A 23,159-nucleotide genomic window follows, 5' to 3' on the forward strand; every position below is an offset into this window, starting at 1 on the left:
CGTGGGTCAGGAGAATGCCGGCAAGACCTTGTCGGTGAGCAACTGCACCGACTTCCAGGCTTCGTCGACCGGCATGCCCCCGACCAGGGGGTGCATGACGAGCGGGCCGTAGTTGTCGGCGTCACGGATCTCCGCGGTCAGCTGCTCCGGAGTGAGGAAGCGGTATCGTCCCGATGCCCTGACCTGGTCCAGCGTTTGAACCCCGGGCAGGTGCATGAGCGAACGCTGGTCGGTGGACCACCGGCCGTAAGTCACTGCCTCCCAGAGGATGTGGTCTCCGAGCTCCGCCCACGCGCGGTCGGGGTCCTCGTGCAGGTAGATCATTCCGCGATTGACCGGCCCCGGCATCAGGACGAAGGGCGACATGCCCGCCTCCGCACACAGCTCGCGGTAATAGTCGGCAATGTCGGGCAAGTGGTCCGCCAAGCTCAGCGGCAATCGAAAACGGGCCGCGCGCCGCGCCGTGGCACGTGCGCCACCGCCGACGTACAGCGGGGGGTGCGGCCGCGACCAGGTGCCGGTGCAGATCCCGTTCTCCGGATCAGCGCCGGACCAGACGGCGAGCATTCGTTCGAGCAGCGCGTCCATCAGCGCACCGCGCCGGCTGAAATCGGCTTCGAGAGCGTCATATTCAACCGTGCGGTACCCCAGGCCCACCGTGGTGTGCAGGCGTCCGCGACTCATGTTGTCCACCAGCGCGATGTCCTCGGCAAGTCGCACCGGATTCCACAGCGGACCCAGCGCGCAATCGACACTGGCGATCAGCTTCGAGGTCCGGGCCAAAAACATCGCCGCGGCCATGATCGGATTGCAGCTCCACCCGTACCCCGTCGCGTGATGCTCATCGACGCTGATGGAGGTGATGCCGTGGGATTCTCCCCACTGTCCCAACTCGAGCGCCGCGGAAAGGAGCTTGCCCTGCGTGCGTGGGTCGCCTTGCGGGGAAGCAAAATTGAAGCGCAGCACCGTCAACAGCATGCGAAACCCCGCCTCTCTACGCTTCCGGGCCCGCCGCCGCCTGCAGGAAGACCGGAAAGTCCGGGAACAGTGCGCGGTCGACGATCTCGATGCGGGTTCCCGCCGCGTCGACGTAATAGGCGAACAGCGCCAGGTCGCCCGAAGACGGGCCTGCGGTGCCGGCGGTGGCTTCGAAGCTGAAGCCGTTGTCTTCCAGTATCTTCGCGCTCTCGGCCAGGCTGTCGGTCCAATAACCGAGGTGATGGATCGCGTTGCCGGGCGCTGCCGACCAGGCCGTTCCGGGAACCTCCTTGATCAGTTCGACGTGCGGTGCCTGCAGCGAATAGACGAAAGTCGAAGTGATTTCGTGGGTTCCGGCGGTTGTGCGAAAGGGCAAGGTGTAGCTCACCGGGGTTATCCACCGGTAACCGGCCAGCGCGCTCAGCCGCGCCATCGCCGCCTCGAGGTCAGGCACGATGATGCCGGTGTGGTAGAAGTCTTCGGGCCGTAGCGCGAATGCCGTCATGTGTTCCTCGCTATCTGGTTGCGCAGCCAGGCACTCTCCCAGAAGTTGTTGCTGCTGGCGAGAAGCTTTTCATGAGCGTCCCGCAACACGGCGCGAGCCCCAGGATGTTCGGCCGGAACGAGCTCGGCCAAATGGATGGCCTGCAGAGGGCGCTCGGCAGTCAAATGAGCGCGAGCTCGCGCCAGTAACGCATCGGCGCCGGCCAGTTCGACCACATCCGCGGCGACCGAATCGAATCCGACCGGATACAGCTCGGTGGTCGATTCGTGGTGGAACCAGCCTGAGTAGTTCTCCCAGACGGCCCGCACGTCCCAGGCGACTTTGCCGTAGCCCTGGCCCACTTCGTATTCCGCGGGAAGCGTGATGTCGCGCATCAGCGCGCGGACGTCCTTGCCTGCGTTCATCCCGTCAACGGTTTGATCGTGGATGTACTGGATGGCGTTGCGCAGCCGGGTCAGCTCTTGGTTGATGCGGTCGGCACCCTGGACCGGCTCGAAGTGTCCGGTCACCAGCAGGTCGGCCTGCAGGTCCCGGACTCTGTCCACTGACGCGATCGCCGTCAACGCGTCCCGATACCGATCGCCGCGCATGGTGACGAGGTTGGGAATGTGCCCGATGAGCGGGCCAAAGGTATTTCCGCACAAGCAGATCCGCTCTTGCGGCAGCCACACCACCAAAGAGTCGGTGGTCTCTCCTCCAGGCACCGAAATCAGTTCCATTCGCCGGCCGCCGACCTCGAGACGCAGGGTGTCCTCGAAGTCGATGTCCACCGCGGGCACGCTCTGGCCCGCCAGCCGCGACGTGCCCAGGCGCCGCTGGATGGCCTGGATGCCGGTGGCCAGCGTATCTTTGAAAGCGAATGCGCTGCGGCTGGCCCGGTACGGGATCAGCCGGTCGTTGTCGTCGCGCCAGGCCTTCCAGTTCGCCTGCGCGACAACGACCGTGTCGGGATCGCGCACGCTGTCCAGGCCGCCGACGTGATCGACGTGGCCCTGCGTGAAGATGATGTAGCGCACCGGCGACGAGTCGACGGCGTCGAAGTTCGCGCGATGCACCGGGCCCTCGAAACCCATCCCGGTGTTGATGACCACCCGACCCTCGGTCGTGGTGAGCAGATACGAGTTGGACAACCCCGGCGAACACCACAGCCCGGGGGCGATTTCCTCGGCCCTCTCGGCAGACGCCGGGCGCATCGCGTCGGCGCCCGGGCTGCTCCGATAGACAGGTTCGAACATCGCTGGTGACTCCTCTTATTCGGGACGGACGTCGAACTTGTCGAAGTAGAAGCCGAAACGGCGGCGCAGTTCGTCCGCGGAGGTGCCGAAGTGCCGCTGCAGTTCGTAGTGGATGCGGCCGTGTTTGCCCCGCGGATTACCGTCCAGGTAGCGCTGGAAGCGTTCGCGTACCTTGGGCGGCAGCTCCACGCCGGCGCACCGGTACAGCGTCTCGAGCACCGGCATCTCGTTGCCCCCCAGCTGGTGGAAGTTGATGTCGATGCTGCGTTCGGGCGCCACCAGGTGGCGGTCCCGCACACATGCGCTGAGTAGTCGATGCACGCGGTCGCTCCAATAATCGAGCAGCCACTGCGGGTCAATGCTGTTGCGGCGCAACCGGTCCGAGTAGGCCATCATGGTGATCGCCGACTGGATCACCGCGGCGGGGTCGCGGTGCGTGAAGGCCACTGTCGCGTCGGGGAACGTCGCCATCAGCGGGCCGAGCTGCTCGCAGTGCTGTGGACTCTTGAGCACCCAGGTCCGCGGGCCGCGCAGGAAGGTCAGCGCCTGCAGCACCTTTTTCATGTAGGCGTAATGCCGAGTTTGGTCGAGGCCCAAGTAGTAGTCACGCCAATCAGGCACGCGCGCATGCCATTCCAGCACGTACGAGGCCAGGTCGAGGTCGACAAGCTCCACTTCCTCCTCGATCGCCTCGGGAAACCGGTCATGCATCGCGGCCACCACGGGTGCGCTCGCCATCAGCGCATCGTGTTCGGCTTTCGCGCGCGCGTAGCGGGGATCGACGCCGAAAATGTCGGGGCCCTGCCCCCGCGCGGGAATGGGATCCTGACTTTCCCAATACGGCAGCGCGCGCCGGCGCGGGTCGGTGGCAATGAGGTTCACCAAATGGGTGGTGCCCGAACGCGGCATCCCGACGACGATGAACGGCTTTTCGATCGGGATGGACTCGATCTCGGGGTAGCGCCGGAGGAGTTCGGTGAGCGACATGCGGTTGCGGAGCAGGCGCACGATGCGTTGGCGCAGCGAACCGCGGGTGAGCTGGCGCAGGGCGTCGTCGGCTTCGATGGCTCCGACGTGCGCCCGCAGCCGGTCGGCGAAGCCGTCGGTGTCGTCGAGGTCGGCGGCTCCGGCCGGCAGGCCGGTCTGCTCGATGGCCTCCGCACGCATCCGGTCGATGTCCAGGTCGACGGGCTTGGCCTCGGTGAATTCCAGGATCTGGCGCTGCACGTCGGTCAGCCGGGGCGCCGTCAGGTCGTCGAAGTCGATGTCGTCAACCGCCGAACCCACCGCAACCCCTCTCCGACGCAACGGGTGAGAAAGATGACACCGACGCTAGCCGCGGCGCAGATCCGTGGTGCATCCACCTGCCGCGCCCGGCCGGCGCTAGAGGTTGGCCAGATCGTCGGGGACGTCGACCTTGTGTTCTTGCAGCGCCTCCAAGGGCACCACCTCGAGGGTGCTCTCGTGAGTAGCGGCCAGCACCACCGGCGCGGCACAACCGTCGTGGTGGGCGCGCAGCCAGTTCAGCGCGGTCACGCACCAGCGGTCGCCGGGCAGCAGGCCGGGGAACCGGTACTCGGGCACCGGCGTCAGTAGGTCATTGCCGATCGAGCGCTGGTGCTCCAGGAATTCGGCGGTCATCACCGCGCAGATCGTGTGCCGGCCAAGGTCCTGAGGCCCCGTCGAACAACAGCCGTCGCGGTAGAAGCCGGTCACCGGGTCTGTGCCGCACGGTTCCAGCGGACCGCCGAGCACATTTCGATCAGGCACCCGTTCAGTATTGCGCTCCTGAGGGTGAAGTTTGAAGAAAATCTGCCGACTGTTTCGTCGGGTTTTCACGGGACGGTCCCGCCGGGCCTCTGTGTGGACGCCCGGACGCTGGGCGTGTTAACTCGATGCGATGTCGACGCCGCCCAACCAACCCGGAAATCCGCCCGGCGAGCCGCCCTGGGGGTGGCAGCCGCCGGGTTATCCGCCCCCGCAGCCCTACCCCGGCTTCTCGGGCTATCCGGGGTATCCCGGTTACCCCGGATATGGTGACCCCCAGGCGCCGTACGGCCGCGATCCGGTGACCGGGCTGGCGCTGTAGGACAAGTCCGCGACCACCGCCGGCTTGCTCCAGCTGTTCTTCGGCGTGTTCGGTATCGGGCGCTTCTATATCGACTCGACGCAGATCGCGGTCGCGCAGCTGTGCCCGGGGCTGTTCGGAGTTCTCTTCAGCCTCTTTTGTTTTCTCGGCTTTCCGGTCCTGCTCGGCGTCATGGTCTGGGCCATCGTCGACGCGATCATGATCTTCACGGGCAGCGTCAAAGACAAATACGGCCGCAAGCTGCGTTAGGCGAGCGACGATAGGGAATCGTTTTCGGTTGTCCGACAACGCGTTTGACGCGCAACGGGGCCTGATTTTAACTTGGTTGACCTTCGAGGCGGTCCGGCCACGCCGGTAGTCGTGGTCACGGATTGGTCACGATCGCCAGCGAGTTCGTCGCGCGACGGTGCCGACAACGAACCTGTCGCGACGCGCTGAGCAAATCCCGGGGAAATCGCCCCGAAAACTTATCGTCACATCGTGGAACGACGTACGGCCCTGAAACTCCCTCTGTTACTGGCGGCAGGCGCCGCAGTTGCCCGGGCACCCCGGGCTTCCGCGGAGGAAACGGGCCGGTGGTCACCCGAGCGCGCGAACCGTTGGTATCAAGCGCAGGGCTGGCTCGTTGGAGCAAACTACATTCCGGCGAACGCCATCAATCAGCTCGAGATGTTCCAGCCCGACACCTTCGATCCGCGGCGCATCGATACCGAACTCGGCTGGGCGCAGTTCTACGGCCACAACACTGCGCGGGTGTTCCTTCATGATCAGCTGTGGGCCGCGGATCAGCGTGGCTTCCAAACGCGCCTAGGGCAATTCGTCGACATCGCGGCGCGTCATCGCATCAAACCGCTGTTCGTGTTCTTCGATTCCTGTTGGGATCCACATCCGCGCGCGGGCCGCCAGCGTGCGCCGAGGCCCGGCGTGCACAATTCGGGGTGGGCGCAAAGCCCCGGCGCCGAACGACTCGGCGACCCTCGCTACGTCCCTGTCATGCGCGACTACGTCACCGCGGTGATGACCCAATTCCGTAACGACAACCGCGTTTTGGGCTGGGACCTGTGGAACGAGCCCGACAATCCCGCGCGCCAGTACCGCACGGTCGAAAGAAGCGACAAGGAACAACTGGTCGCCAACCTGCTCCCCCAGGTGTTTCGGTGGGCGCGGGCGGTGGATGCCAGCCAGCCACTGACAAGCGGTGTGTGGCAGGGAGATTGGGGACAACCTCAGGGCCGCAGCACGATCAGCGACATCCAGCTTGCCAACGCCGACGTGATCACCTTCCACTCCTACGCCGGGCCGTCCGGGTTCGAGAACCGGATCAACGAGCTCACTCCGCTGGGCCGGCCGATCCTGTGCACGGAATACATGGCGCGCCCTCAGGGCAGCACCGTCGAATCGATCCTTCCGGTTGCCAAGCGCCACAACGTCGGTGCCATCAACTGGGGTCTGGTCGCCGGCAAGACCCAGACCTACTTTCCCTGGGACTCATGGGATCACCCGTACACCTCAGTCCCGAAGGTGTGGTTCCACGACCTGATCCGGCCCGAGGGCCGCCCGTTTCAAGACATCGAGGCCCTGACGGTGCGAAAGCTGGCCGGTAGCCAGACCTGAGCAGGTTGCGGCCTGGGACTGCCTTAGCTTCGATCCTTCAGCGACCGCACCCGCCCGTGAGCTTCCAGTAGTAGGGTTATACCTGCTCAGAAGGGGGCGGCGATGGTCGTCGGTGTTGGTCGACTGCAGGCGGCGCCATGACGTGGGGCCACTTCACCGAAGCGGAACTGATCGCGGCGGCCGGCGGCGATCCGTGGGCGATCAACCAGAGCTTGCAGGCCGGCAGCCCGTTTCAGATATCCCAGCTGGCGGAGGCTTTCCATGGTGCCGGTCGGCACACCGCCGAAGCTGACCACGCCTTCGAGGACGCGCGCAAACGATTCGCCGCGGCCTGGAACCATGAGCAGGGCGGGCACCCGATCAACGACTCCGATGAAGTCCAACGGGTCACCAAATCCCTTGGTGCACAGTCTGAGCAACTGCCGAAGATCGGTGCCGAGCTGGAGTCCATCGCCGCTGCATTGGCCGACGCGCAAAAGCAAGGGGCCCAAGAGATCGCCCTTTTGGAAAGTGAGCTGCGGGGCCTCGACAGGGTGCTCGCCGCGATAGAACACGATTTAGGGTTCGACCTCCCTCCGGGGGAGCGCGACAAATTGGAGAAGCTGAGGCAGGCTGTGCACGCACAGGCGGTGGACGATGTCCGCGATGCCGTCAAGCAGATGAATTCAATTCGTAATGCCTACTCGGACACGTTGCGCAAGTCGATGGGGAATCTGCACGCCGACGGCTATGACCCTGCCAAAGCTGTGGACGACTGGATCGAGCAGCCGCTGCGGGGAGTTGTAAGAAATCTGGGCCCGGTTGCTGGCACCGGCGGTATCCCCGGCATCCCGGGAATTGGCGCCGCAGATTTGGGGGAAGTTGTCGAGGTACCCGGCCAAAACGGACAGCCTGGGAAGTTGTTCGCAATTTTTGGAGATTCATTCACCGGTGATAAGGCCTACGACGGGAAGCACTACCCCTCAGTGGCCGTGCCAGTCACGTTCGACGAACAAGGTCGTCCCCATTTTGGCGCTCCGCTCACTGGACCGGACGGCCAAAACGTCTTGTTCCCACCGCCGCCTCAAGCAGCGGGGACAGACACACTTCCTGCCGGAAGTATCCGGATGAGCGACGGCACCACGTACATGATGGTCGCCGGCACCGACAAACTAAACCCCACGGGGGGATCGTGGCTCGTCAAAGTAACGAACGACCCCAGCCAGGGGTGGAAACCGATCGACAAGTCGTGGCGCCCCTGGACACCCAACCCTCCGAATCCGAATGACCCGATTCACCCCGGCACCAGCGCGACGAGCCAACCTACGCAGATCAGCGGTTTTCAAGCCAAAGACGGCAAGGTGTACATCGCCGCAGACTCTTTTGACCGCAGTAGAGGCGTCACCATGTACCGGGTTGATCCCAACCAAGTCACCGACCGCGACGCCTGGCAACCCTGGACCGGCAGCGGCTGGGGCCAACCGGGAGAACTCGCAACGGTGCCAATGAGCCCGAATACCTACGGCGAACTCAGCTTCAGGGAAGTGGACGGAAAGCCGGTGCTATCTGGATTCAATAGCACGTTTGGAACGAATCAAGTGGAGGTGCGAGTCGCAAACGATCCCCTCGAAATCTTCAGTGGCCGCGCTCCCACGGTCGTTGCTCACAACGACACCGGGAACACTCCCATTTCGATCCGACAGCCCTACGGAGGTTACATCTTGCCCGGTTCAAGCCTCAACAACCTGAACTTGTTCCTCAGCCAATGGAATACCGACGCGAATACGCCTTACAACGTGCAGCAGGTCCAAGTCACTCCGGCGCAATGACGGTCGCAGCGAAGGTCGTCTCCGCGTCACGTTCCTGATAGGAAAGCCATGATCAGCAAGGCACTCGTAGCATCAGCCGCATGTACGGCCACCGCCGTGATCAGCGCCTGCAACGCGCACGCGGACCCTCCGCGCTTCCCCGACCTCGGCGGGTATACCCCAGCCAATGTCACCGACTACAGAGTTGACGCGTCCACCCCCGGCATACCCGCTACCCAGGTATTTTTCCTGACCCCCGACGGCATCATCTGCAGTTTTCTGTCAGGCCAAGCGCAGTGCACGGGGAACAATCTCCCTGGTATCCCACCGGCTTCGCCTGCATCCGACGGATCGCAGCGCGTGAATTGGATTGGAACGGCATCGCGTCTACAACAAATTGCACCCTCGGGTCCCCCACCGAACGGAGTAAAAACCCTGCCGCCATCACACTCCATCACCGTCGACGGCGTTATCTGCGGGGTTGATAACTCAGGAATGACGGCTTGCAAAGACCCGCAAGGCCGTGGTTTCGTTCTATCGCCGCATGGGTCAAGTTGGCTGCCTCACGTGTGATTGTCGGTCCGGTTCTGCTCAATCGGCTTTATCGTCAGACACTGAGTCTGCGGAGGACCCGCTTGCGCGCTGTCACTCGTTTTGCCATACGGATCTTGACCGCGGCTTCAGCCGTTGTGTGCATGTCTTGTGCGGCAGCACCACGGCATGCGGCCGCGCAGCCCCCTGGCTTCCCGGATCTCAGTGGCTTCGCCTCTGTACCGGTCGAGAACTACTTCGTATCCCCCCAAAAGGGGATGCGTTACGCCCACTTTTCGACTCCCTACAACATCGATTGCTCCTTTGCCGCTGCCGAACCTGTGCCGGCGTGGAATGGGCAAGCAATCACATGCGATGGTGAATTTCCCGGACTCGACAACGGATCCTGCGTCATAGGTAGTGCAGGGGCAGCAGGTATGGGCCCGGCATACGCAGTGAGTCGGACGGACCAGCCCTGCGGAGCGCATTTCACGCACGGAAACCTGTTGAACATCGGGCAGAAGCTGAACTACCGCAATGCGACATGCGCAGTGGGCGCGGACCACTTCGTCGCATGCTTGGACACCACACGCGGCGACCACGGATTTGTGCTCAAACCGTCAGGCAACCTTGCGTTTTGAGGTTCAACCATTTCGGAGAGGTCTTGCCGGTCAAGATGAGGATCCCGCGAATGACGGAACACGTTGCAACGCAGTGAAATACGGACTGCAGCCAAAGTGGTGTATCGTTTGGCAGCACGGTGCTTGAATCGACAGGAATGATATGCGGGTCAACACGCTTCCCTGGATGGGCGTACTCGCCGGCGCTACTCTGCTAACTCCCGGTTTAGCTCATGCGGACCCTCCACGCTTCCCCGATCTGAGCGGTTACACACCGGTCGCGGTTTCGGACTACACAATTGACGTTCCCAATCCAGGCCGGCCGCCCCTGCAAACCGTTTACTTTCTCACGCCTGACGGCGTAATCTGCAGCTTCATTTCTGACGAGGCGACTTGCAGGGGGAACAACTTGCCCGCAATACCTCCAGCGACCGCGAGTCCCAACGCCAGTTCCTCGGCGGTCAATTGGATTGGGACCACGACGGGAATAAGGCAGACGAATGAAGGTGAACAGTCACGCGTGATCGACGGAAAGCCAGTCAAAACGCTTGCTCCGTCGCACTCCATCACAGTGAACGGCATCGTCTGCGGGGTCGATAACTCAGGCACAACAGCTTGCAAAGACCCGCAAGGCCGTGGCTTTGTTCTATCGCCACATGGCTCAAGTTGGCTGCCTCACGTGTGATTGTCATGTAGGTGGCGAGTGGCCAGTGTCAAAGGCTGAGTGGTCGAGGAGGACATGCGTGTATGCCATCGCCACCGTCGCGAAGTGGTCGCTGGCGGTTACGTGTGTCGCCGTGTGCATATCTTGCGCGGCCGTTGCGCATCATGCTGCCGCGCAACCAGCTGGCTTCCCCAACCTGGACAGCTTCACTGCCGTGCCAGTGGACCCCTTCCTGCTGGTGTATCCGAAGGGGTCGTCGGATATCCGTACGATTACTTTTTCTCCGCCCTACAACGTGCAGTGCAGCTTTCCCGCTCCGGCCCAGCCAGGACCGCCGCAGCCGATCGGTTGCACCGGAGACATGCCGGGCATCGACAACGTCCCGTTCAACGGTGGGGGGAGTACGGCCCCGCCGGGCACTTGCGTTTTAGGGGCGGTGCACTTGGCCGGAGGAGCCTACCGACTGCAGCGTCAAGGCTACGGCGGCTGCGAGAGCGGACGCGATCCAGGATCGCAGTTTGGCGGACACCCAGTATTACAACCTGGCCAGAAGATCACTTACCAGAACGTGACATGCGCCGTTGGCGATGACCGGCTCGTCGCAAGCCTTGACACCAGCAACCAGCACGGATTCGTGCTCAAATCATCAGGTAGCGTTGCGTTTTGAGGTTCAACCGTGTCGAAGAAGTATTACCGCAACTCCAGTTGGGAGGGGGTCTCGCAACGGCCCTGAGTAGCATCGAATGCCCGAAACATGTTGCCATGCGGTGAAATAACAATGGACGAAATCGTCTGCCGTTCGGCAACGCGGCGCTTGAACCGATGGGAACGATATGGTCGTAAAGACGTTCACCAACGTCGGCGTACTTGTCGGCGCTGCGTTAATAGGTTCGTGCGCGGCGCATGCCGACCCGCTAAGTTTCCCCGATCTGAGCGCATACGCTCCCGCCGATGTCAAAGACTATGAAATCCTGGTGCCCAACCCTGGCCGGACACCCTTACCAACGGTGTATTTCCTCACTCCCGACGGGGTCGTCTGCAACTACACGCCTGATCAAGCACAGTGCACAGGAGATAACTTGCCCGCAATCCCTCCCGCTCCCTCAAATCCCAATGCCGGAATCACCGGAGTCAATTGGATTGGAACCACTACTGGGCTGAAGCAGACGAACGAGGGAGAACCATCACGCATGATTGACGGACAGCCAGTCAAAACGCTTCCTCCCGGTCATTCCATCACCGTCAATGGCATCATCTGCGGGGTCGACAATGTGGGCACGACCGCGTGCAAAAACCCGCAAGGCCGCGGTTTCGTTCTGTCACCTAAGGGATCTGGGTGGTTGCCCCACGTATGACGGCAGCCGCACGATCACCATCGCCTGCCGTGGCAGGGCTTTGCAATACGAAACGGCTTGTTCTAGCGAGGTTTACGACGCCGCGAAATCCCCGACGGCGGTCATCTTGTTGCCATCCCAAGCGGTGGCGAAGCCACCGGCGTTGTATGCGCAGTTCAAAATGATGTCCCGGTGTGGCGGACTCTGCATCCACATGTCGAGGGCTTCTTTGGCGGTCGCAGCGGATCCGGTGCCCCAGAAGACGATCTCGCCCGAATACCTGCTCCTATAGCCCGCGGCGGTGATGCGCGCCTGCGGCGACGAGCCGTCCGATCCGATGTGTCCGCTGACCCCGTTGCGCAGCATGTCGTCGGCGTGCCACTGGGCCGCTTCGGTCAGGCGCGGGTCCTCGCTGATCGGCCCGCATCCCGGGCGAAGCTGATTGATGCCGCTATACAGCGCGGACCCCGAATCATCGGCGTGCGCGACGAAACCGGACAGTGCGCCGGGAGCCGTGATGAGGGCAATACAGATCGCCAAGACGGCGATGATCTCGACTTTCCTGGCCATGGTGCCTCTTGTCGCGCGCTCGCTTTGCTGTTTTTGGTATCTAAATGTTACCCATTTTCAACCAAGAACGATCCCGAATCGCAAATCGATTCGCGGCAGTCAGTGACCGGCGTTGCGGGCCAATTCGATTGCGTATTGATTCACAAAGTTGCCGGCCGGCGGATCACCCTTGCCGCATGTTCCGTCGGACTCGCCCGGACGTTTGATCCACAGATACGCATCGGCGTGCGCCCCCGCGGTGCTGGCGGTCGGCGGCGTGCCCAGTGCTCGGCCGCTGGGATTGCACCAGTTCAGGTCGGAGTCGGGGGCCGGTCCGGCACCGTTGCGCGACGTGTCGATCACGTAGTGCGAACCATTCGTGAGGCCGGAAATGGCTTCGCCGTAGCCGATTTCGTCCTCGGTGGTGAAGAAGTTCGCGGTGTTGATGCTGAAACCCCGCGCATGGCCGACGCCGGCCTGGTTGAGCCGGGCGGCCATGTCGTCGGCGCTGTGCCAACGTAGGTGACCCGCGTCGACGTACACGGCCGCGTTCGGATCGCGGGTCAAAGTGTCGACGGCGTAGCGGATCAGGTCGAAGCGTTCCTGGCGCGCATCACCCGATAAGCAGTCGGCCATGGCAAGCGCATCGGGTTCGACGACGATCGCCACCCGCGAGGCGCCCACCCCGGAGGCGATGCCGTCGATCCACGAGCGGTAGGCGTCGGCCGAGCCCATGCCGCCGGCGGCGAAGCTGCCGCAGTCGCGGTGCGGGATGCCATAGATCGCGAGCACCGGGATGGCGCCGGCGGCATTGGCATCGCCGACGTACTTCCCGACCGTGCCTGCCGACCCGCCCGGCACGATCCAGTACGCCTGGGGTGTGTTGGCGATGGCGGTCAGCTCGGGACTCGGCGGATCGGCGCTCTGCGCGGCGCGCATGGCCGCCGACATGGGGTTGACGTAGAACGGCGCACCGGCCAACGGGTCGCCGTCGGCGACCAGGCGCACCGCCGGCGCGGGACGGACCTGTACCGGGCCGGCGAGAAGGCCCATGCCGGCCACGGCCGCCGCAGCCGTGAGAATGGGGACGATCCACCGCGCTGCTGCAACCGCAGCTGAGAAGTTCACCTGAGGAAAATTAGTGGCTCGGAAGTGCCGAGCGCCAATCGGCCCGAGCGATGGCCATCCCGCTTACATCGCGCCCCGCGCGCCGCCACCCGAGCCGAGCAGGCCCGCGGCGAAAGCCGCGCCCTTGTCGATCACCTCAGCGTTGGTCGCATACGTGTCATGCGCGGCGTAATTCATCCCGCCGGAGCAGATCGGGTCCGCGGTGGCGCACACCTGGAGGGTCTTGGCCTGATACAGCGGGCCGATGACCACCGGTGGCTCGCCGAAGAAATTCATCGCCTTTTCGTTGGGCAAGGCGAAGAGCACGACAGAGGAGACGTGGTTGGCGACTTCCGGATCCAGCGGTTTGGGCACGCTCGCAGGATCGATCCCATTCGGCACCACGGGCGAGGTGACGAAGCCCATCACGGCCGCGCCTTGGGAGTAACCGCCGAGCACCATCTTGGTGTTGGGACAGTCGCGCGCCATCGACACGACGTGTGCGCCAGCGTCTCTCACGCCGGCCTCCCCCGCGTTCGTCCAGTCGTGAGTGGCGGGGTAATCGACCGGATAGACGTCGAAGGATTGTGCGCCGACGCGTGGGCGCAGCGAGTCGACGAACGCCTGCCCGGTCGGGCCGAGGCCGGGTGGATCGTCGGTGCCGCGAGCGAACACGACCTGCACGTCCGGGCATGGACCGGCGGTGGCAGCGGGGACGGCGGCTGCAAACAGCGAAGCGGCGCAGCCCGACACCGCGGCAACCGCAGAAGCAAGGACGCGAGGGGCGTGACGTGCGGTCATGCCGCTGTGCGCCCAAAAATGCGATTTTCAAACCGCGGCCTTCGGCGGCGGACCGACCTCGCAGCCGGATTTCCAGCAAACTGGAAACCAGTTGCGTCGATCAAGTTTGGCGGTGGCGGAGGGATTTGAACCCTCGGACGGTTTTAGCCGTCACACGCTTTCGAGGCGTGCTCCTTAGGCCGCTCGGACACGCCACCGCCGAGCAGCTTACCCAACGGCAGGCCCGTCACCCCAATCGCTGGCGGGCGAAGAAGGCCTCCAGTGGCGCGGCGCACTCCTGCGCCAGCACACCACCGCGCACCTCGGGCCGGTGATTGAGCCGCCGATCGCGCACCACGTCCCACAACGATCCGACCGCGCCCGTCTTGGGTTCCCAGGCCCCGAACACCAGGCGCGCGACCCGCGACAGCACCAACGCGCCGGCGCACATGGTGCACGGTTCGACGGTGACCGCCAGCGTGGCGCCCTCCAGCCGCCACCCGTCGCCGAGGACCGCGGCGGCCGCACGCAGCGCCAGGATCTCGGCGTGGGCCGTCGGATCGCCCAGGGCCTCGCGAGCATTGACCGCGCGGGCCAGCTCGGTGCCGTCGGCACCGATCACCACCGCACCGATGGGCACATCACGGGGACCCGCCGTCGCGGCGACCGACAGCGCGGACCGGATCAGGTCGTCGTCAGATCTCACCGACCGATCCTGATAGCGGCGACCCGTCCCCCGCGAGCGGGAGGTGCCCCCGGCGCCCGGCTCCGCCGCGCTTGCGATCACCGACCGAGGCGGTCGATCACCGCCGACAGTTGATCGGCGAAGCCCATCTCCCGGGCGATGCGGCCCAGCTGCTCGTCGGCGTACAGATCGGTCTCGTCGACGATGACCCCCAGGACCGCCTCGGGCAGCCCGATGTCGGACAACAGCCCTAAGTCGCCCTCCTCGAACGGATCCGAGTCCTCCAAATCCTCCGGATCGAGGTCGGCATCCAGCTTGTCGAGCACTTCCGCGGCGATGTCGTAATCGAGCGCGGCGGTGGCATCCGAGAGCAACAACCGTGTCCCCGAGGGCGCGGGCCGCACGATGACGAAGAATTCGTCATCCACGTCCAGCAGGCCGAAGACCGCCCCGGAACTGCGCAATTCACGCAATTCCGTCTCGGCGGCCGACAGGCTGGTGAGCGACTTGCGGGCCATCGGGGCGCAGCGCCACTGGCCCTCTTCGCGCACTACCGCGACGCCGAAACCGTCCGGCGTGTCCGCGGCCAGGCCCGGGGCAGAGGCCCGTTGTGCTCCCATGGCCGCTTACGGTAGTCCCTGACCAGGCCCATGACCAGACGGCGCAGGTGGCCACGACATCTGACGGCACCGCTCCCGACCGGATGTGCCAACCTTGAAATGTGGCGCGCCCTCCTTCTAAGACACCGGTGTGTGTGCTCGGGCTGGGGCTGATCGGCGGCTCGATAATGCGGGCCGCCACGGCGGCCGGCCGCGACGTGTTCGGCTATAACCGCTCGGTCGAGGGAGCACACGCCGCGACGGCCGACGGCTTTGATGCCACCACCAACCTGACCGCGACCCTGTCTCGCGCCGCCGACACCAGGGCGCTGATCGTGCTGGCCGTGCCGATGCCGGCGATGGCCGGCATGCTCGCCCACGTCAAGGAGGCCGCCCCGAACTGCCCGCTGACCGACGTCACCAGCGTCAAGCAGGCGGTACTCGATCAGGTCATCGCGGCGGGGCTGCAGGAACGCTTCGTGGGGGGCCATCCGATGGCGGGCACCGCCCATTCGGGGTGGACGGCCGGCTACGCCGGGTTGTTCACTGGGGCCCCCTGGGTCATCAGCGTCGACGACCATGTGGACCCGGCGATCTGGTCGACGGTGATGACGTTGGCACTGGACTGCGGCGCGGTCGTGGTGCCGGCCAGGTCCGACGAACACGATGCCGCGGCCGCGGCGATCTCGCACCTGCCCCACCTTCTCGCCGAGGCACTGGCCGTCGTGGCCGGAGACGTCCCGCTGGCCTTCGCGTTGGCGGCCGGGTCATTCCGCGACGGGACCCGGGTCGCGGCCACCGCACCGGACCTGGTCCGGGCGATGTGCGAGGGCAACTCCGACCAGCTCGTGCCCGCGGTCGACCGCCTGATCGAGCTGTTGGGCCGTGCTCGCGAATCGCTGGCTGCCCACAATTCGGTCGCCGACCTCACCGAGGCCGGCCACGCCGCGCGAATCCGTTACGACAACTTCCCGCGCAGCGACGTCTTTCACGTCGTGATCGGAGCGGAGAACTGGCGTGCCGAATTGGCCGCAGCGGGCCGGGCGGGCCAGGTGATCAGATCCGCTCTGCCAAGCCTGGATAGTCGGCGATGAATCCTTCTTCGTCGACGCTCACCGTCGTGTCCGAGATGGGCGAGCGCAACTTGATCTCCTGCAGGGAGCCGGTGCTGCTGTAGCTCACGGTGTCCGCGGTGATGGACATCTCCGGCATGTTCACGTAGACCACCGGCAGCGTGACCGACGCCGGCCGCTCGTATAGCCCGAGCCGCCGGATGGGCAGCGCGTTGAAGAACGGGCTGAACTCCACGTCGACGTCGAGCGCGCCGTTGTAGGCGGCGCGATGCTCGCCCTGGTGGTCGGTGACCAGCCACATGTTCTCTTCGTCGCGGGCGAACGAGAAGACCCGCTCCCGCTCGGCAAGGGTCACGGTCATGCCGAGCCGCTTGGTGGCACCGGTCTCATCGGTCAGCAGGTCGTAATAGGCGCCGAACGCCGGAGTGGTCTCGGTGGCGGCGGCAATGATGCGGCCATTGGCCTTGATTCTGTTGCCGGACACCTGGACTCGTACCGATTCCATGCGGGCAGCATCCTGTGCGCGCCAGGTGAGCATCGCCTGCCACACGCGGCGAGACGGATCAGAGGGGGCTGCGTTCACTCATCTACCGTAAGACGTGCCCGCCAAGCGGTGCGGAAGTGCCCGGTATGTTCGCCGCAGCCGCCCGGTGCCCGGCACCGAAATCCACACCGCCAACGCCAGCAGTCCGTCGAGCACCAGCGCCAACGCGGCGACCATCAGCGCCCCGACAAGGGCGAGATGAAACTCACGTTCCTTGATCCCGTCGATCAGGTACCTGCCCAGACCGCCCAGGCTGGCGTAGGCGGCCACGGTCGCAGTCGCGACCACCTGCAGCGTCGCGTTGCGCAGCCCACCCAGGATCAACGGCAACGCGTTCGGTACCTCGACGCGCAGCAGCACCTGAGCCTCGGTCATGCCCATCGCCCGGGCGGCGTCGACGACCGTCGGCTCGACATTGGCGACCCCGGCATAGGTGCCGGCGAGCAGCGCCGGCACACCCAGCAACATCAGAGCCACCAGCGACGGACCCAGACCCAACCCGAACACCAGCGTCCCGAACAGCAGCACACCCAGCGTCGGCAGCGAGCGCAACCCGTTGACGGCACCGACCACCAGCAGCGTGCCGCGGCCGGTATGCCCGATGATCAGGCCGACGGGAACCGCGATCAGCGCAGAGGCCGCCACCGCCAGCGCGGTGTACTCGAGGTGTTCCAGGATGCGGGCGGCGAGCCCGACCGGACCCGTCCAGTTGTCGGCCGTGAACAAATAGGAGATCGCCCGCGCGACGAAGTTCACCGCGCACCTCCCACTACGGGCGCGACGACCGCGCGGCGACCGGAGCTCCGCGTGGCGTGCGCCCACGGTGTGGCCAGCCGGCCCGCCACGACGATGAGCACATCGATGACCACCGCCAACACGAACAGCGCGATGATGCCGGCCAGGATCTGATCGCTCTTGTCGGTCTGGTAACCCTGGGTGAACCAGCTACCCAGCCCGCCGATGCCGATGACCGACCCGACCGAGACCATCGCGATGTTGGTGACCACTACCACCCGCAGCCCGGCGACGAGCACCGGAATCGAAAGCGGCAGTTCCACTTTCAGCATCCGTGTCACCGGCGGATAACCCACCGCCGTGGCGGCGTCGCGCACCTGGGCGGGCACCGCGTCCAGCGCCTCGAGGACCGCGCGCACCAGCAGCGCGGCGGTGTAAGCCGTCAACGCCACCATGACGTTGGCCTCGTCGAGGATGCGGGTCCCGATGAGCATCGGCAACACCACGAACAGCGCCAGCGACGGGATGGTGAATACGACGCTGGCCACCGCCGTCGTCAGCCGGCGTGCGATTCGGGTGCGCTGCACCAACATTCCCAGCGGCAAGGCAATCGCCAGCCCGATCAGCACCGGCACCAACGACAACCGCAGGTGCACGACGATCAGCCCCCAGGCGTCGTCGAGATGACCAAGCAGATAATGCATCGGCTATGTCCCTCGAGGTTCCGCCGAGCCCAGGCGTTGGGCCTCGACCGCGGCCAACACGTCGTCGGCCAGCACCCCGCCGATGACCTTCCCGTCGTCATCGACGGCCACGCCCATGCCCGACGGCGACGACAGCGCCGCGTCCAGCGCCTGGCTCAGATTGCCCCGGGGCCGAAACAGCGACCCGACCCCGCTCATGCTGTCCGTCAACGGCACGCCGTCGCGGTGCCGGCGCGCCCCCTGGCCGTCGATCCAGCCGAGGGGCATGCCGGCCGAATCGACCACGACGGCCCACCCGCCGGAAAGCTCCGTCTGCGAGATCTTTTCGGCCACCACTCGCTCGACTTCGTGCAGTGGCAGTCCGGCCGCGTCGAGGAGCTGCAGCCATCGATAGCCGCGGCCCAGCCCGATGAACCTCGACACGAAATCGTTGGCCGGCCGCGACAACAGCTCGGCGGGCTCGTCGTATTGCTGCAACGAACCACCCTTGAACACCGCCACCCGGTCGCCGAGCCGCAGCGCCTCGTCGATGTCGTGGGTGACGAAGACGATCGTTTTATGCAATTCGCCTTGCAGACGCAGCATTTCGTTCTGCAGCTCGTGGCGAACCACCGGATCCACGGCGGAGAACGGCTCATCCATCAACAAGATGGGCGGATCGGCGGCCAGCGCGCGCGCCACGCCGACCCGTTGTTGCTCGCCGCCGGAGAGCTGCGCGGGGTAGCGGGTCGCGAGTTTGGCGTCCAGTCCGACCCTCTCGAGCACCTCGTAGGCGGCTTTGCGGGCGGCCCGGCGAGGCTGGCCCCGTAAAACGGGAACCGTTGCCACATTGTCGATTACCCGCTGGTGCGGCATCAACCCGGCGTGCTGGATGACATACCCAATCCCGAGGCGCAGCTTCACTGGATCGCGGGTGGACACGTCGACCCCGTCGATCGTGATGATGCCCGAAGTGGGCTCGATCATCCGATTGATCATGCGCAGCGCGGTGGTCTTGCCGCTGCCCGACGACCCGACGAACACGGTCAGCTCCCCGGTGGGGACGCTCAGGCTGAGCTGGTTGACGGCGGTGGTTCCGTCGGCGAAGGCCTTGCTGACTTTGTCGAAGACGATCAAGTCATCCTCCGATCGGATGGTTGAAGCCGTTGTCCCGTATCCAGTTTCGCGCGGCCTGGTCCGGATCGATGCCCGAGTTCCCCGACACCGCCGCGTTGAGTCCGGCGACACCCGCGGTGGTCAGCTTCGCCGACACACCGTCCAGCACGTCCCTGAGACGGTTGGATTTCTTCTGCGAATTGACCAGCGGCACAATGTTTCCGGCCACAAAGTTGTGCTCGGGGTCCTCGAGGGCCACCAGGTGATTCTGCGGTATGGCCGGGGAGGTGGTGAAAACGTTGGCGGCATTCACCCTTCCCTCCACCAGCGCACGCACGGTAACCGCTCCGCCACCGTCGTCGATGGCGACGAAATTGCCCGGCTTGATGTCGAGCCCATACTTCTGCCGCAGCCCCGGCAGCCCGGCCGGGCGGGTCGCGAACGCCGAGGGCGCCCCGAATCGCACCGCGGGCGAGTGAACGGCCAAATCGGCGATGGTCTTCAGACTCCAGGAGTTCGCCGTCTGGCCGGTCACGGTGACCGTATCGGTGTCGGTGGCCGGCGCGGGCGCCAGAATTGACAGGTCGGCCGGCAAGCGCTGGTGCAGTTCCCTCTCGACCGCATCCAGGGTGGTGGCGTCGGACCGCGGGGAAAAATACTGCAGCAGATTGCCGATGTATTCGGGCACCAGATCGATGGAATGGTCTTTGAGCGCAGGGATATACGTTTCCCGGCTGCCGATGCCCATCCGGGTTCCCACTTCGAACCCGTTGGCCTGCAACGCTTGTGCGTAGATCTCGGCAATGATCTGTGACTCCGGAAAGTCGCCGGAGCCGATGACGATGGAGTTGGGGCTTCGAACCTGCGCCCCCAGCGGATCGGAATTGCTGCACGCCGCAACAACGCACATCGTCATCAGCAGGGCTGCCGCGTCCATGATCCTGGCTTGCAGGCGCGGCAGCGTTGTCATACCGCAGACCCTAATGCCCGAGCCGCGCGGACGCTGGCCTGCGGAATTGGTGGCGGTGAATCGGTTTCATTCTGCGTCGGATAGGGCAAAGATGGCAGTATGAGCAGCCACACCTCTGCCTCGCCCGGGCAGCCGCCCCCCAAGCCCGATCCTGCGGCCAAGACCGGTGCGCCGGCCAAAGAACCGGCCATCGGGTTCACCCGCGCCGGCGCACTGTGGTCCTCGCTGATCGCCGGCTTTGTGATCCTGATTCTCTTGCTGATCTTCATCACGCAGAACACGACACCGACAGACTTTCAGTTCTTGGGCTGGCACTGGAGTCAGCCCAAGGGCGTGGCGATCTTGCTGGCAGCCGTGGTCGGCGGGCTGATCACCGTCGCGGTCGGCACCGCACGGATCCTGCAGCTGCGCCGCGCGGCCAAACGGCAGCACGCGGCGGCCGCCGCCCGCTAGCCGGGCAGCTTCGCCAGTTCGGCCAGACCGCGCGAAATCAGCGGGGCCACGACTTCCGGCGAGTGATCGGAGTCGGTGCCGCGGGCCTGATCCGACATGCGTCGGCGGAAGTCGATGCCCGCGGCGATGATGGCGAGCTTGAAGTAGGCCAGCGCCATGTAGAACTCCCAATGCGCCAGCGGTGTACCGGCCACCAGCGAATACCTGTCGGCCAGCTCGTCGGCCGTCGGCAACAGCGGTGACGTCCACGCGGCCTGCGCATTGACGATCAAATCCAGGGCGGGATCGCGGTACACGCACATCAAGGCCGCGTCGGACAGCGGATCCCCCAACGTGGAGAGCTCCCAGTCGACGACGGCACGGACCTTCGTCGGGTCGTCGGCGTCCAGGATCGTGTTATCGATCCGGTAGTCGCCGTGCACGATCGACGTCCGGCTCTGCTGCGGAATCGCTTCGCCCAGACCGGAATGCAGTCGTTCCACGTCGGCGTCGCGCCGATCCTCGGGCAGTCGCACCAGCGACCACTGCGAGCCCCACCGCCGCACCTGACGCTCGAGATAACCGCTGGGCTTGCCGAAGTCGGCCAGGCCGACCGCGTCGGGATCGACGTTGTGGAGGTCGACAAGCACCCGGATCAGCGAGTCGACGCAGCCCCCAATGACGGTGTGACTGAACGATTCGAGTTGGGCACGGCGGCGCACCACCTGCCCGGCGACGAACTCGACGATCTGGAAGGGGGCGCCCAGCACCGAATCGTCCTCGCACAGCCCGATCGTGCGCGCCACCGGAACCGGTGTGTCCTGCAGCGCCGCCACGACGCGGTACTCGCGGGCCATGTCGTGCGCGGACGGGGTCAGACCGTGCAGGGGCGGCCGGCGCACCAGCCAACTGGTGGTGTCGTCGTACACGCGGAACGTCAGATTCGAGCGACCACCGGAGATGAAGTCCGCGCGCAACTCGCCGTCGCGCCCGATTCCCAGCGAACGCAGGTAGGAGTCCAGCGAGGCCAGGTCGAGCCCCTCGAGTTGGTCAGCCGAAGTCACCGAACTTGTCTACCATCGCCGGCCTCGACCCGGAGCACCACCTGCGATTTGCGGGCCTCCCCCTCAGGCCGTGCCGCGGCCCGCCTCGTCGTCGAGCAGCCTTTGGTTTCGCGGCAACAGGTCCCAGACGTGTTCGGTGGTGTTGACCGCGGCCACCGTCGCCTGACCGGACCGGGAGAACAACAGCCGAGTCACCGACGCGTAGTCGACGGGGAAGGACAGCAGGCGGGCGGTACCCAGAATTTCGTGCAGGAGCACGTTGATCACCCCACCATGGCTGAACACCGCGACCGTGTCGTCGGGTTCGGCGGCGGCGACGAGGTCGTCGATCGCGGCGCGCACCCGGGCGCGAAACGCGTCCTCGTCGACCGCGCTCGGGAGATGCCCCTGAGCCAGGCGCGCCCATTCTTCGGGCATCTCCGCGCGAATCTGCTCGACGGGGATGTACACAGGAAGGTCGCGGTCGTACTCGGCGAACCGATTGTCGATCTCGACGCGCAGCCCGCGATCCGCCGCGACCGGTTCGGCGGTCTGGATGGCCCGGCGCTGCGGGCTGCTCACCACCCGCGCGATGGGAAACCTGGCGAGCGCCTTGGGGAGTCGCTCGATCTGGGCCAACCCTTGCTCCGACAGGTCCGGATCGGAGCCTTGTCCGTGTTCGCTGCGCAGCGGCAGCGCGTGCCGGACCAGAAGCACTTGCATATTTCTTCCTGTCGTTCGATGGTTGGCAGCGCCAGTTTCTCATCGCGTCGGTGAGGTCGATCCCGAGGAGGCACCCAATGACCGAACCGGACAGGGATTGGGACGCCACCTACCGACAGGCCACACCGCCGCCGTGGAGCATCGGGCGGCCCCAACCGGAGCTGGCCCGTCTCATCGACGAGGGCAAGGTGCGCAGCGAGGTGCTCGACTCCGGCTGCGGTCATGCCGCCCTCTCGCTGACCCTGGCCGCGCTCGGCTACACCGTTGTCGGCCTGGACGCCAGCGCGACCGCAATTCGGGCGGCCACCGCCGCGGCCGCCGAGCAGGGTCTCACCACGGCAACCTTCGCCCAGACCGACGTCACCGACTTCGGCGGCTATCCGCCTGGTTCCGAAGGCCGCTTCTCCACGATTCTGGACAGCGGCCTGTTCCACGCGCTGCCACCGGACCGGCGTCAGGACTACGTCCGGTCGATCTTTCGGGCCGCCGCGCCCGGGGCCGGGCTGTACATCCTGGCCTTCGCGGCCGGGGCGCTCGATGACGCCCATTCGGGCCGGCCGGGCCCGCCGGGCTTCACCGAATCGGAATTGCACGATGCGGTCGCGACGCTGTGGCGCGTCGATGACCTGCGCGCGGCGAAGGTGTACGGCAACGACGACACCGGCGGGTCGCCGGACGGTCCGCTGGCCCACCTGGAGCACGACGACAACGGCCACTTCATGGCCCCCGGGTTTCTGCTGAGCGCGCACAAACCGCACTGAGC

The 23,159-nt window shown here is 65.3% G+C and carries 26 protein-coding genes, 1 tRNA gene and 1 pseudogene; 10 read left to right on the plus strand and 18 right to left on the minus strand.

Annotated elements, in window-relative coordinates; genetic code table 11:
• Nucleotides 1–6: 6 nt before the first annotated feature.
• The 5 genes from AC5Y5B_RS08400 to AC5Y5B_RS08420 form a co-directional block, all read right to left on the minus strand.
• The gene (locus tag AC5Y5B_RS08400; protein WP_500005017.1) at nucleotides 7–978 is read right to left on the minus strand and encodes an LLM class flavin-dependent oxidoreductase; all 972 of its coding nucleotides are present in this window, start codon (nucleotides 976–978) and stop codon (nucleotides 7–9) included.
• Between the two features lie 16 nt (nucleotides 979–994).
• Nucleotides 995–1,483, minus strand: coding sequence for a VOC family protein (locus tag AC5Y5B_RS08405; protein WP_500005019.1), 489 nt, complete (start codon nucleotides 1,481–1,483; stop codon nucleotides 995–997).
• The gene (locus AC5Y5B_RS08410) at nucleotides 1,480–2,718 is read right to left on the minus strand and encodes an MBL fold metallo-hydrolase (protein ID WP_500005023.1); all 1,239 of its coding nucleotides are present in this window, start codon (nucleotides 2,716–2,718) and stop codon (nucleotides 1,480–1,482) included. Before AC5Y5B_RS08410 ends, AC5Y5B_RS08405 begins: the two co-directional genes overlap by 4 nt.
• A 15-nt stretch (nucleotides 2,719–2,733) precedes the next feature.
• The gene (locus tag AC5Y5B_RS08415) at nucleotides 2,734–4,005 is read right to left on the minus strand and encodes a sulfotransferase family protein (protein WP_500005025.1); all 1,272 of its coding nucleotides are present in this window, start codon (nucleotides 4,003–4,005) and stop codon (nucleotides 2,734–2,736) included.
• A 96-nt stretch (nucleotides 4,006–4,101) separates the two neighbouring features.
• Nucleotides 4,102–4,488 carry a DUF2237 family protein gene (locus AC5Y5B_RS08420; RefSeq protein WP_112633727.1) on the minus strand — a complete coding sequence of 129 codons (387 nt, stop codon included), beginning with the start codon at nucleotides 4,486–4,488 and terminating at the stop codon, nucleotides 4,102–4,104.
• A 130-nt stretch (nucleotides 4,489–4,618) separates the two neighbouring features.
• Here AC5Y5B_RS08420 and AC5Y5B_RS08425 point away from each other — a divergent pair.
• The 7 genes and pseudogenes from AC5Y5B_RS08425 (at nucleotide 4,619) to AC5Y5B_RS08455 (ending at nucleotide 11,378) form a co-directional block, all read left to right on the plus strand.
• Nucleotides 4,619–5,056 (plus strand): annotated as a pseudogene (locus AC5Y5B_RS08425) (TM2 domain-containing protein).
• Nucleotides 5,057–5,287: 231 nt separating this feature from the next.
• Entirely contained in the window at nucleotides 5,288–6,421 is a 1,134-nt protein-coding gene (locus tag AC5Y5B_RS08430) for a cellulase family glycosylhydrolase (RefSeq protein ID WP_500005030.1), read from the plus strand.
• 137 nt (nucleotides 6,422–6,558) lie between these two features.
• Nucleotides 6,559–8,229: a putative alpha/beta hydrolase gene (locus AC5Y5B_RS08435; protein ID WP_500005035.1), complete on the plus strand. Its 1,671-nt coding sequence runs from the start codon at nucleotides 6,559–6,561 to the stop codon at nucleotides 8,227–8,229.
• A 48-nt stretch (nucleotides 8,230–8,277) separates the two neighbouring features.
• Nucleotides 8,278–8,781 carry a hypothetical protein gene (locus AC5Y5B_RS08440; RefSeq protein ID WP_500005038.1) on the plus strand — a complete coding sequence of 168 codons (504 nt, stop codon included), beginning with the start codon at nucleotides 8,278–8,280 and terminating at the stop codon, nucleotides 8,779–8,781.
• Nucleotides 8,782–9,546: 765 nt separating this feature from the next.
• Nucleotides 9,547–10,044 carry a hypothetical protein gene (locus AC5Y5B_RS08445; protein WP_500005274.1) on the plus strand — a complete coding sequence of 166 codons (498 nt, stop codon included), beginning with the start codon at nucleotides 9,547–9,549 and terminating at the stop codon, nucleotides 10,042–10,044.
• A 58-nt stretch (nucleotides 10,045–10,102) separates the two neighbouring features.
• Nucleotides 10,103–10,690, plus strand: a complete 588-nt coding sequence (locus AC5Y5B_RS08450) for a hypothetical protein (RefSeq protein ID WP_500005040.1) — start codon at nucleotides 10,103–10,105, stop codon at nucleotides 10,688–10,690.
• Between the two features lie 166 nt (nucleotides 10,691–10,856).
• Nucleotides 10,857–11,378: a hypothetical protein gene (locus tag AC5Y5B_RS08455; RefSeq protein ID WP_500005042.1), complete on the plus strand. Its 522-nt coding sequence runs from the start codon at nucleotides 10,857–10,859 to the stop codon at nucleotides 11,376–11,378.
• Between the two features lie 72 nt (nucleotides 11,379–11,450).
• On the opposite strand, the gene AC5Y5B_RS08460 is transcribed toward AC5Y5B_RS08455, so the two are convergent.
• The 6 genes from AC5Y5B_RS08460 to AC5Y5B_RS08485 form a co-directional block, all read right to left on the minus strand.
• On the minus strand, nucleotides 11,451–11,927 hold the full coding sequence (locus AC5Y5B_RS08460) for a CAP domain-containing protein (protein ID WP_500005044.1): 477 nt from the start codon (nucleotides 11,925–11,927) through the stop codon (nucleotides 11,451–11,453).
• Nucleotides 11,928–12,026: 99 nt separating this feature from the next.
• Complete coding sequence (locus AC5Y5B_RS08465; protein WP_500005046.1) at nucleotides 12,027–13,034, minus strand: glycoside hydrolase family 6 protein; 1,008 nt, start codon at nucleotides 13,032–13,034, stop codon at nucleotides 12,027–12,029.
• 63 nt (nucleotides 13,035–13,097) lie between these two features.
• On the minus strand, nucleotides 13,098–13,814 hold the full coding sequence (locus tag AC5Y5B_RS08470; RefSeq protein WP_500005049.1) for a cutinase family protein: 717 nt from the start codon (nucleotides 13,812–13,814) through the stop codon (nucleotides 13,098–13,100).
• A gap of 107 nt (nucleotides 13,815–13,921) precedes the next feature.
• Nucleotides 13,922–14,011 (minus strand) — tRNA-Ser (locus AC5Y5B_RS08475).
• Between the two features lie 29 nt (nucleotides 14,012–14,040).
• Nucleotides 14,041–14,499, minus strand: coding sequence for a nucleoside deaminase (locus AC5Y5B_RS08480; RefSeq protein WP_112632616.1), 459 nt, complete (start codon nucleotides 14,497–14,499; stop codon nucleotides 14,041–14,043).
• Nucleotides 14,500–14,576: 77 nt separating this feature from the next.
• Nucleotides 14,577–15,098 (minus strand): tRNA adenosine deaminase-associated protein, encoded by a 522-nt coding sequence (locus tag AC5Y5B_RS08485; RefSeq protein ID WP_112632541.1) that lies wholly within the window; start codon nucleotides 15,096–15,098, stop codon nucleotides 14,577–14,579.
• 128 nt (nucleotides 15,099–15,226) lie between these two features.
• Between AC5Y5B_RS08485 and AC5Y5B_RS08490 the strand changes: the two genes are divergently transcribed.
• Nucleotides 15,227–16,171, plus strand: a complete 945-nt coding sequence (locus tag AC5Y5B_RS08490) for a prephenate dehydrogenase (protein ID WP_500005275.1) — start codon at nucleotides 15,227–15,229, stop codon at nucleotides 16,169–16,171.
• Here the strand turns inward: AC5Y5B_RS08490 and AC5Y5B_RS08495 are convergent.
• The 5 genes from AC5Y5B_RS08495 to AC5Y5B_RS08515 are packed head-to-tail and all read right to left on the minus strand — an operon-like array spanning nucleotide 16,134 to nucleotide 20,198.
• Nucleotides 16,134–16,733 (minus strand): putative glycolipid-binding domain-containing protein, encoded by a 600-nt coding sequence (locus tag AC5Y5B_RS08495; protein ID WP_112632543.1) that lies wholly within the window; start codon nucleotides 16,731–16,733, stop codon nucleotides 16,134–16,136. The genes AC5Y5B_RS08490 and AC5Y5B_RS08495 overlap by 38 nt on opposite strands.
• Nucleotides 16,734–17,450: an ABC transporter permease gene (locus AC5Y5B_RS08500; RefSeq protein WP_112632544.1), complete on the minus strand. Its 717-nt coding sequence runs from the start codon at nucleotides 17,448–17,450 to the stop codon at nucleotides 16,734–16,736.
• Complete coding sequence (locus AC5Y5B_RS08505) at nucleotides 17,447–18,133, minus strand: ABC transporter permease (RefSeq protein WP_112632545.1); 687 nt, start codon at nucleotides 18,131–18,133, stop codon at nucleotides 17,447–17,449. Before AC5Y5B_RS08505 ends, AC5Y5B_RS08500 begins: the two co-directional genes overlap by 4 nt.
• A 3-nt stretch (nucleotides 18,134–18,136) precedes the next feature.
• Nucleotides 18,137–19,249 (minus strand): ABC transporter ATP-binding protein, encoded by a 1,113-nt coding sequence (locus AC5Y5B_RS08510; protein WP_112632546.1) that lies wholly within the window; start codon nucleotides 19,247–19,249, stop codon nucleotides 18,137–18,139.
• 1 nt (nucleotide 19,250) lies between these two features.
• A complete protein-coding gene (locus AC5Y5B_RS08515; protein WP_500005056.1) occupies nucleotides 19,251–20,198 on the minus strand; it encodes an ABC transporter substrate-binding protein in 948 nt (315 codons plus the stop codon).
• Nucleotides 20,199–20,297: 99 nt separating this feature from the next.
• Between AC5Y5B_RS08515 and AC5Y5B_RS08520 the strand changes: the two genes are divergently transcribed.
• Nucleotides 20,298–20,651 (plus strand): LapA family protein, encoded by a 354-nt coding sequence (locus tag AC5Y5B_RS08520; protein ID WP_500005058.1) that lies wholly within the window; start codon nucleotides 20,298–20,300, stop codon nucleotides 20,649–20,651.
• Here AC5Y5B_RS08520 and AC5Y5B_RS08525 read toward each other — a convergent pair.
• Together AC5Y5B_RS08525 and AC5Y5B_RS08530 are read right to left on the minus strand one after the other, a co-directional pair.
• Nucleotides 20,648–21,694 carry a phosphotransferase family protein gene (locus AC5Y5B_RS08525; RefSeq protein ID WP_112632549.1) on the minus strand — a complete coding sequence of 349 codons (1,047 nt, stop codon included), beginning with the start codon at nucleotides 21,692–21,694 and terminating at the stop codon, nucleotides 20,648–20,650. The genes AC5Y5B_RS08520 and AC5Y5B_RS08525 overlap by 4 nt on opposite strands.
• 63 nt (nucleotides 21,695–21,757) lie before the next feature.
• A complete protein-coding gene (locus AC5Y5B_RS08530) occupies nucleotides 21,758–22,396 on the minus strand; it encodes a histidine phosphatase family protein (RefSeq protein WP_112632550.1) in 639 nt (212 codons plus the stop codon).
• A gap of 77 nt (nucleotides 22,397–22,473) precedes the next feature.
• On the opposite strand from AC5Y5B_RS08530, the gene AC5Y5B_RS08535 reads away from it, so the two are divergent.
• A complete protein-coding gene (locus AC5Y5B_RS08535) occupies nucleotides 22,474–23,157 on the plus strand; it encodes a class I SAM-dependent methyltransferase (protein WP_112632551.1) in 684 nt (227 codons plus the stop codon).
• The last annotated feature ends 2 nt before the right edge of the window (nucleotides 23,158–23,159 follow it).

The sequence above is a fragment of the Mycobacterium sp. NGS33 genome (genome assembly GCF_059812885.1).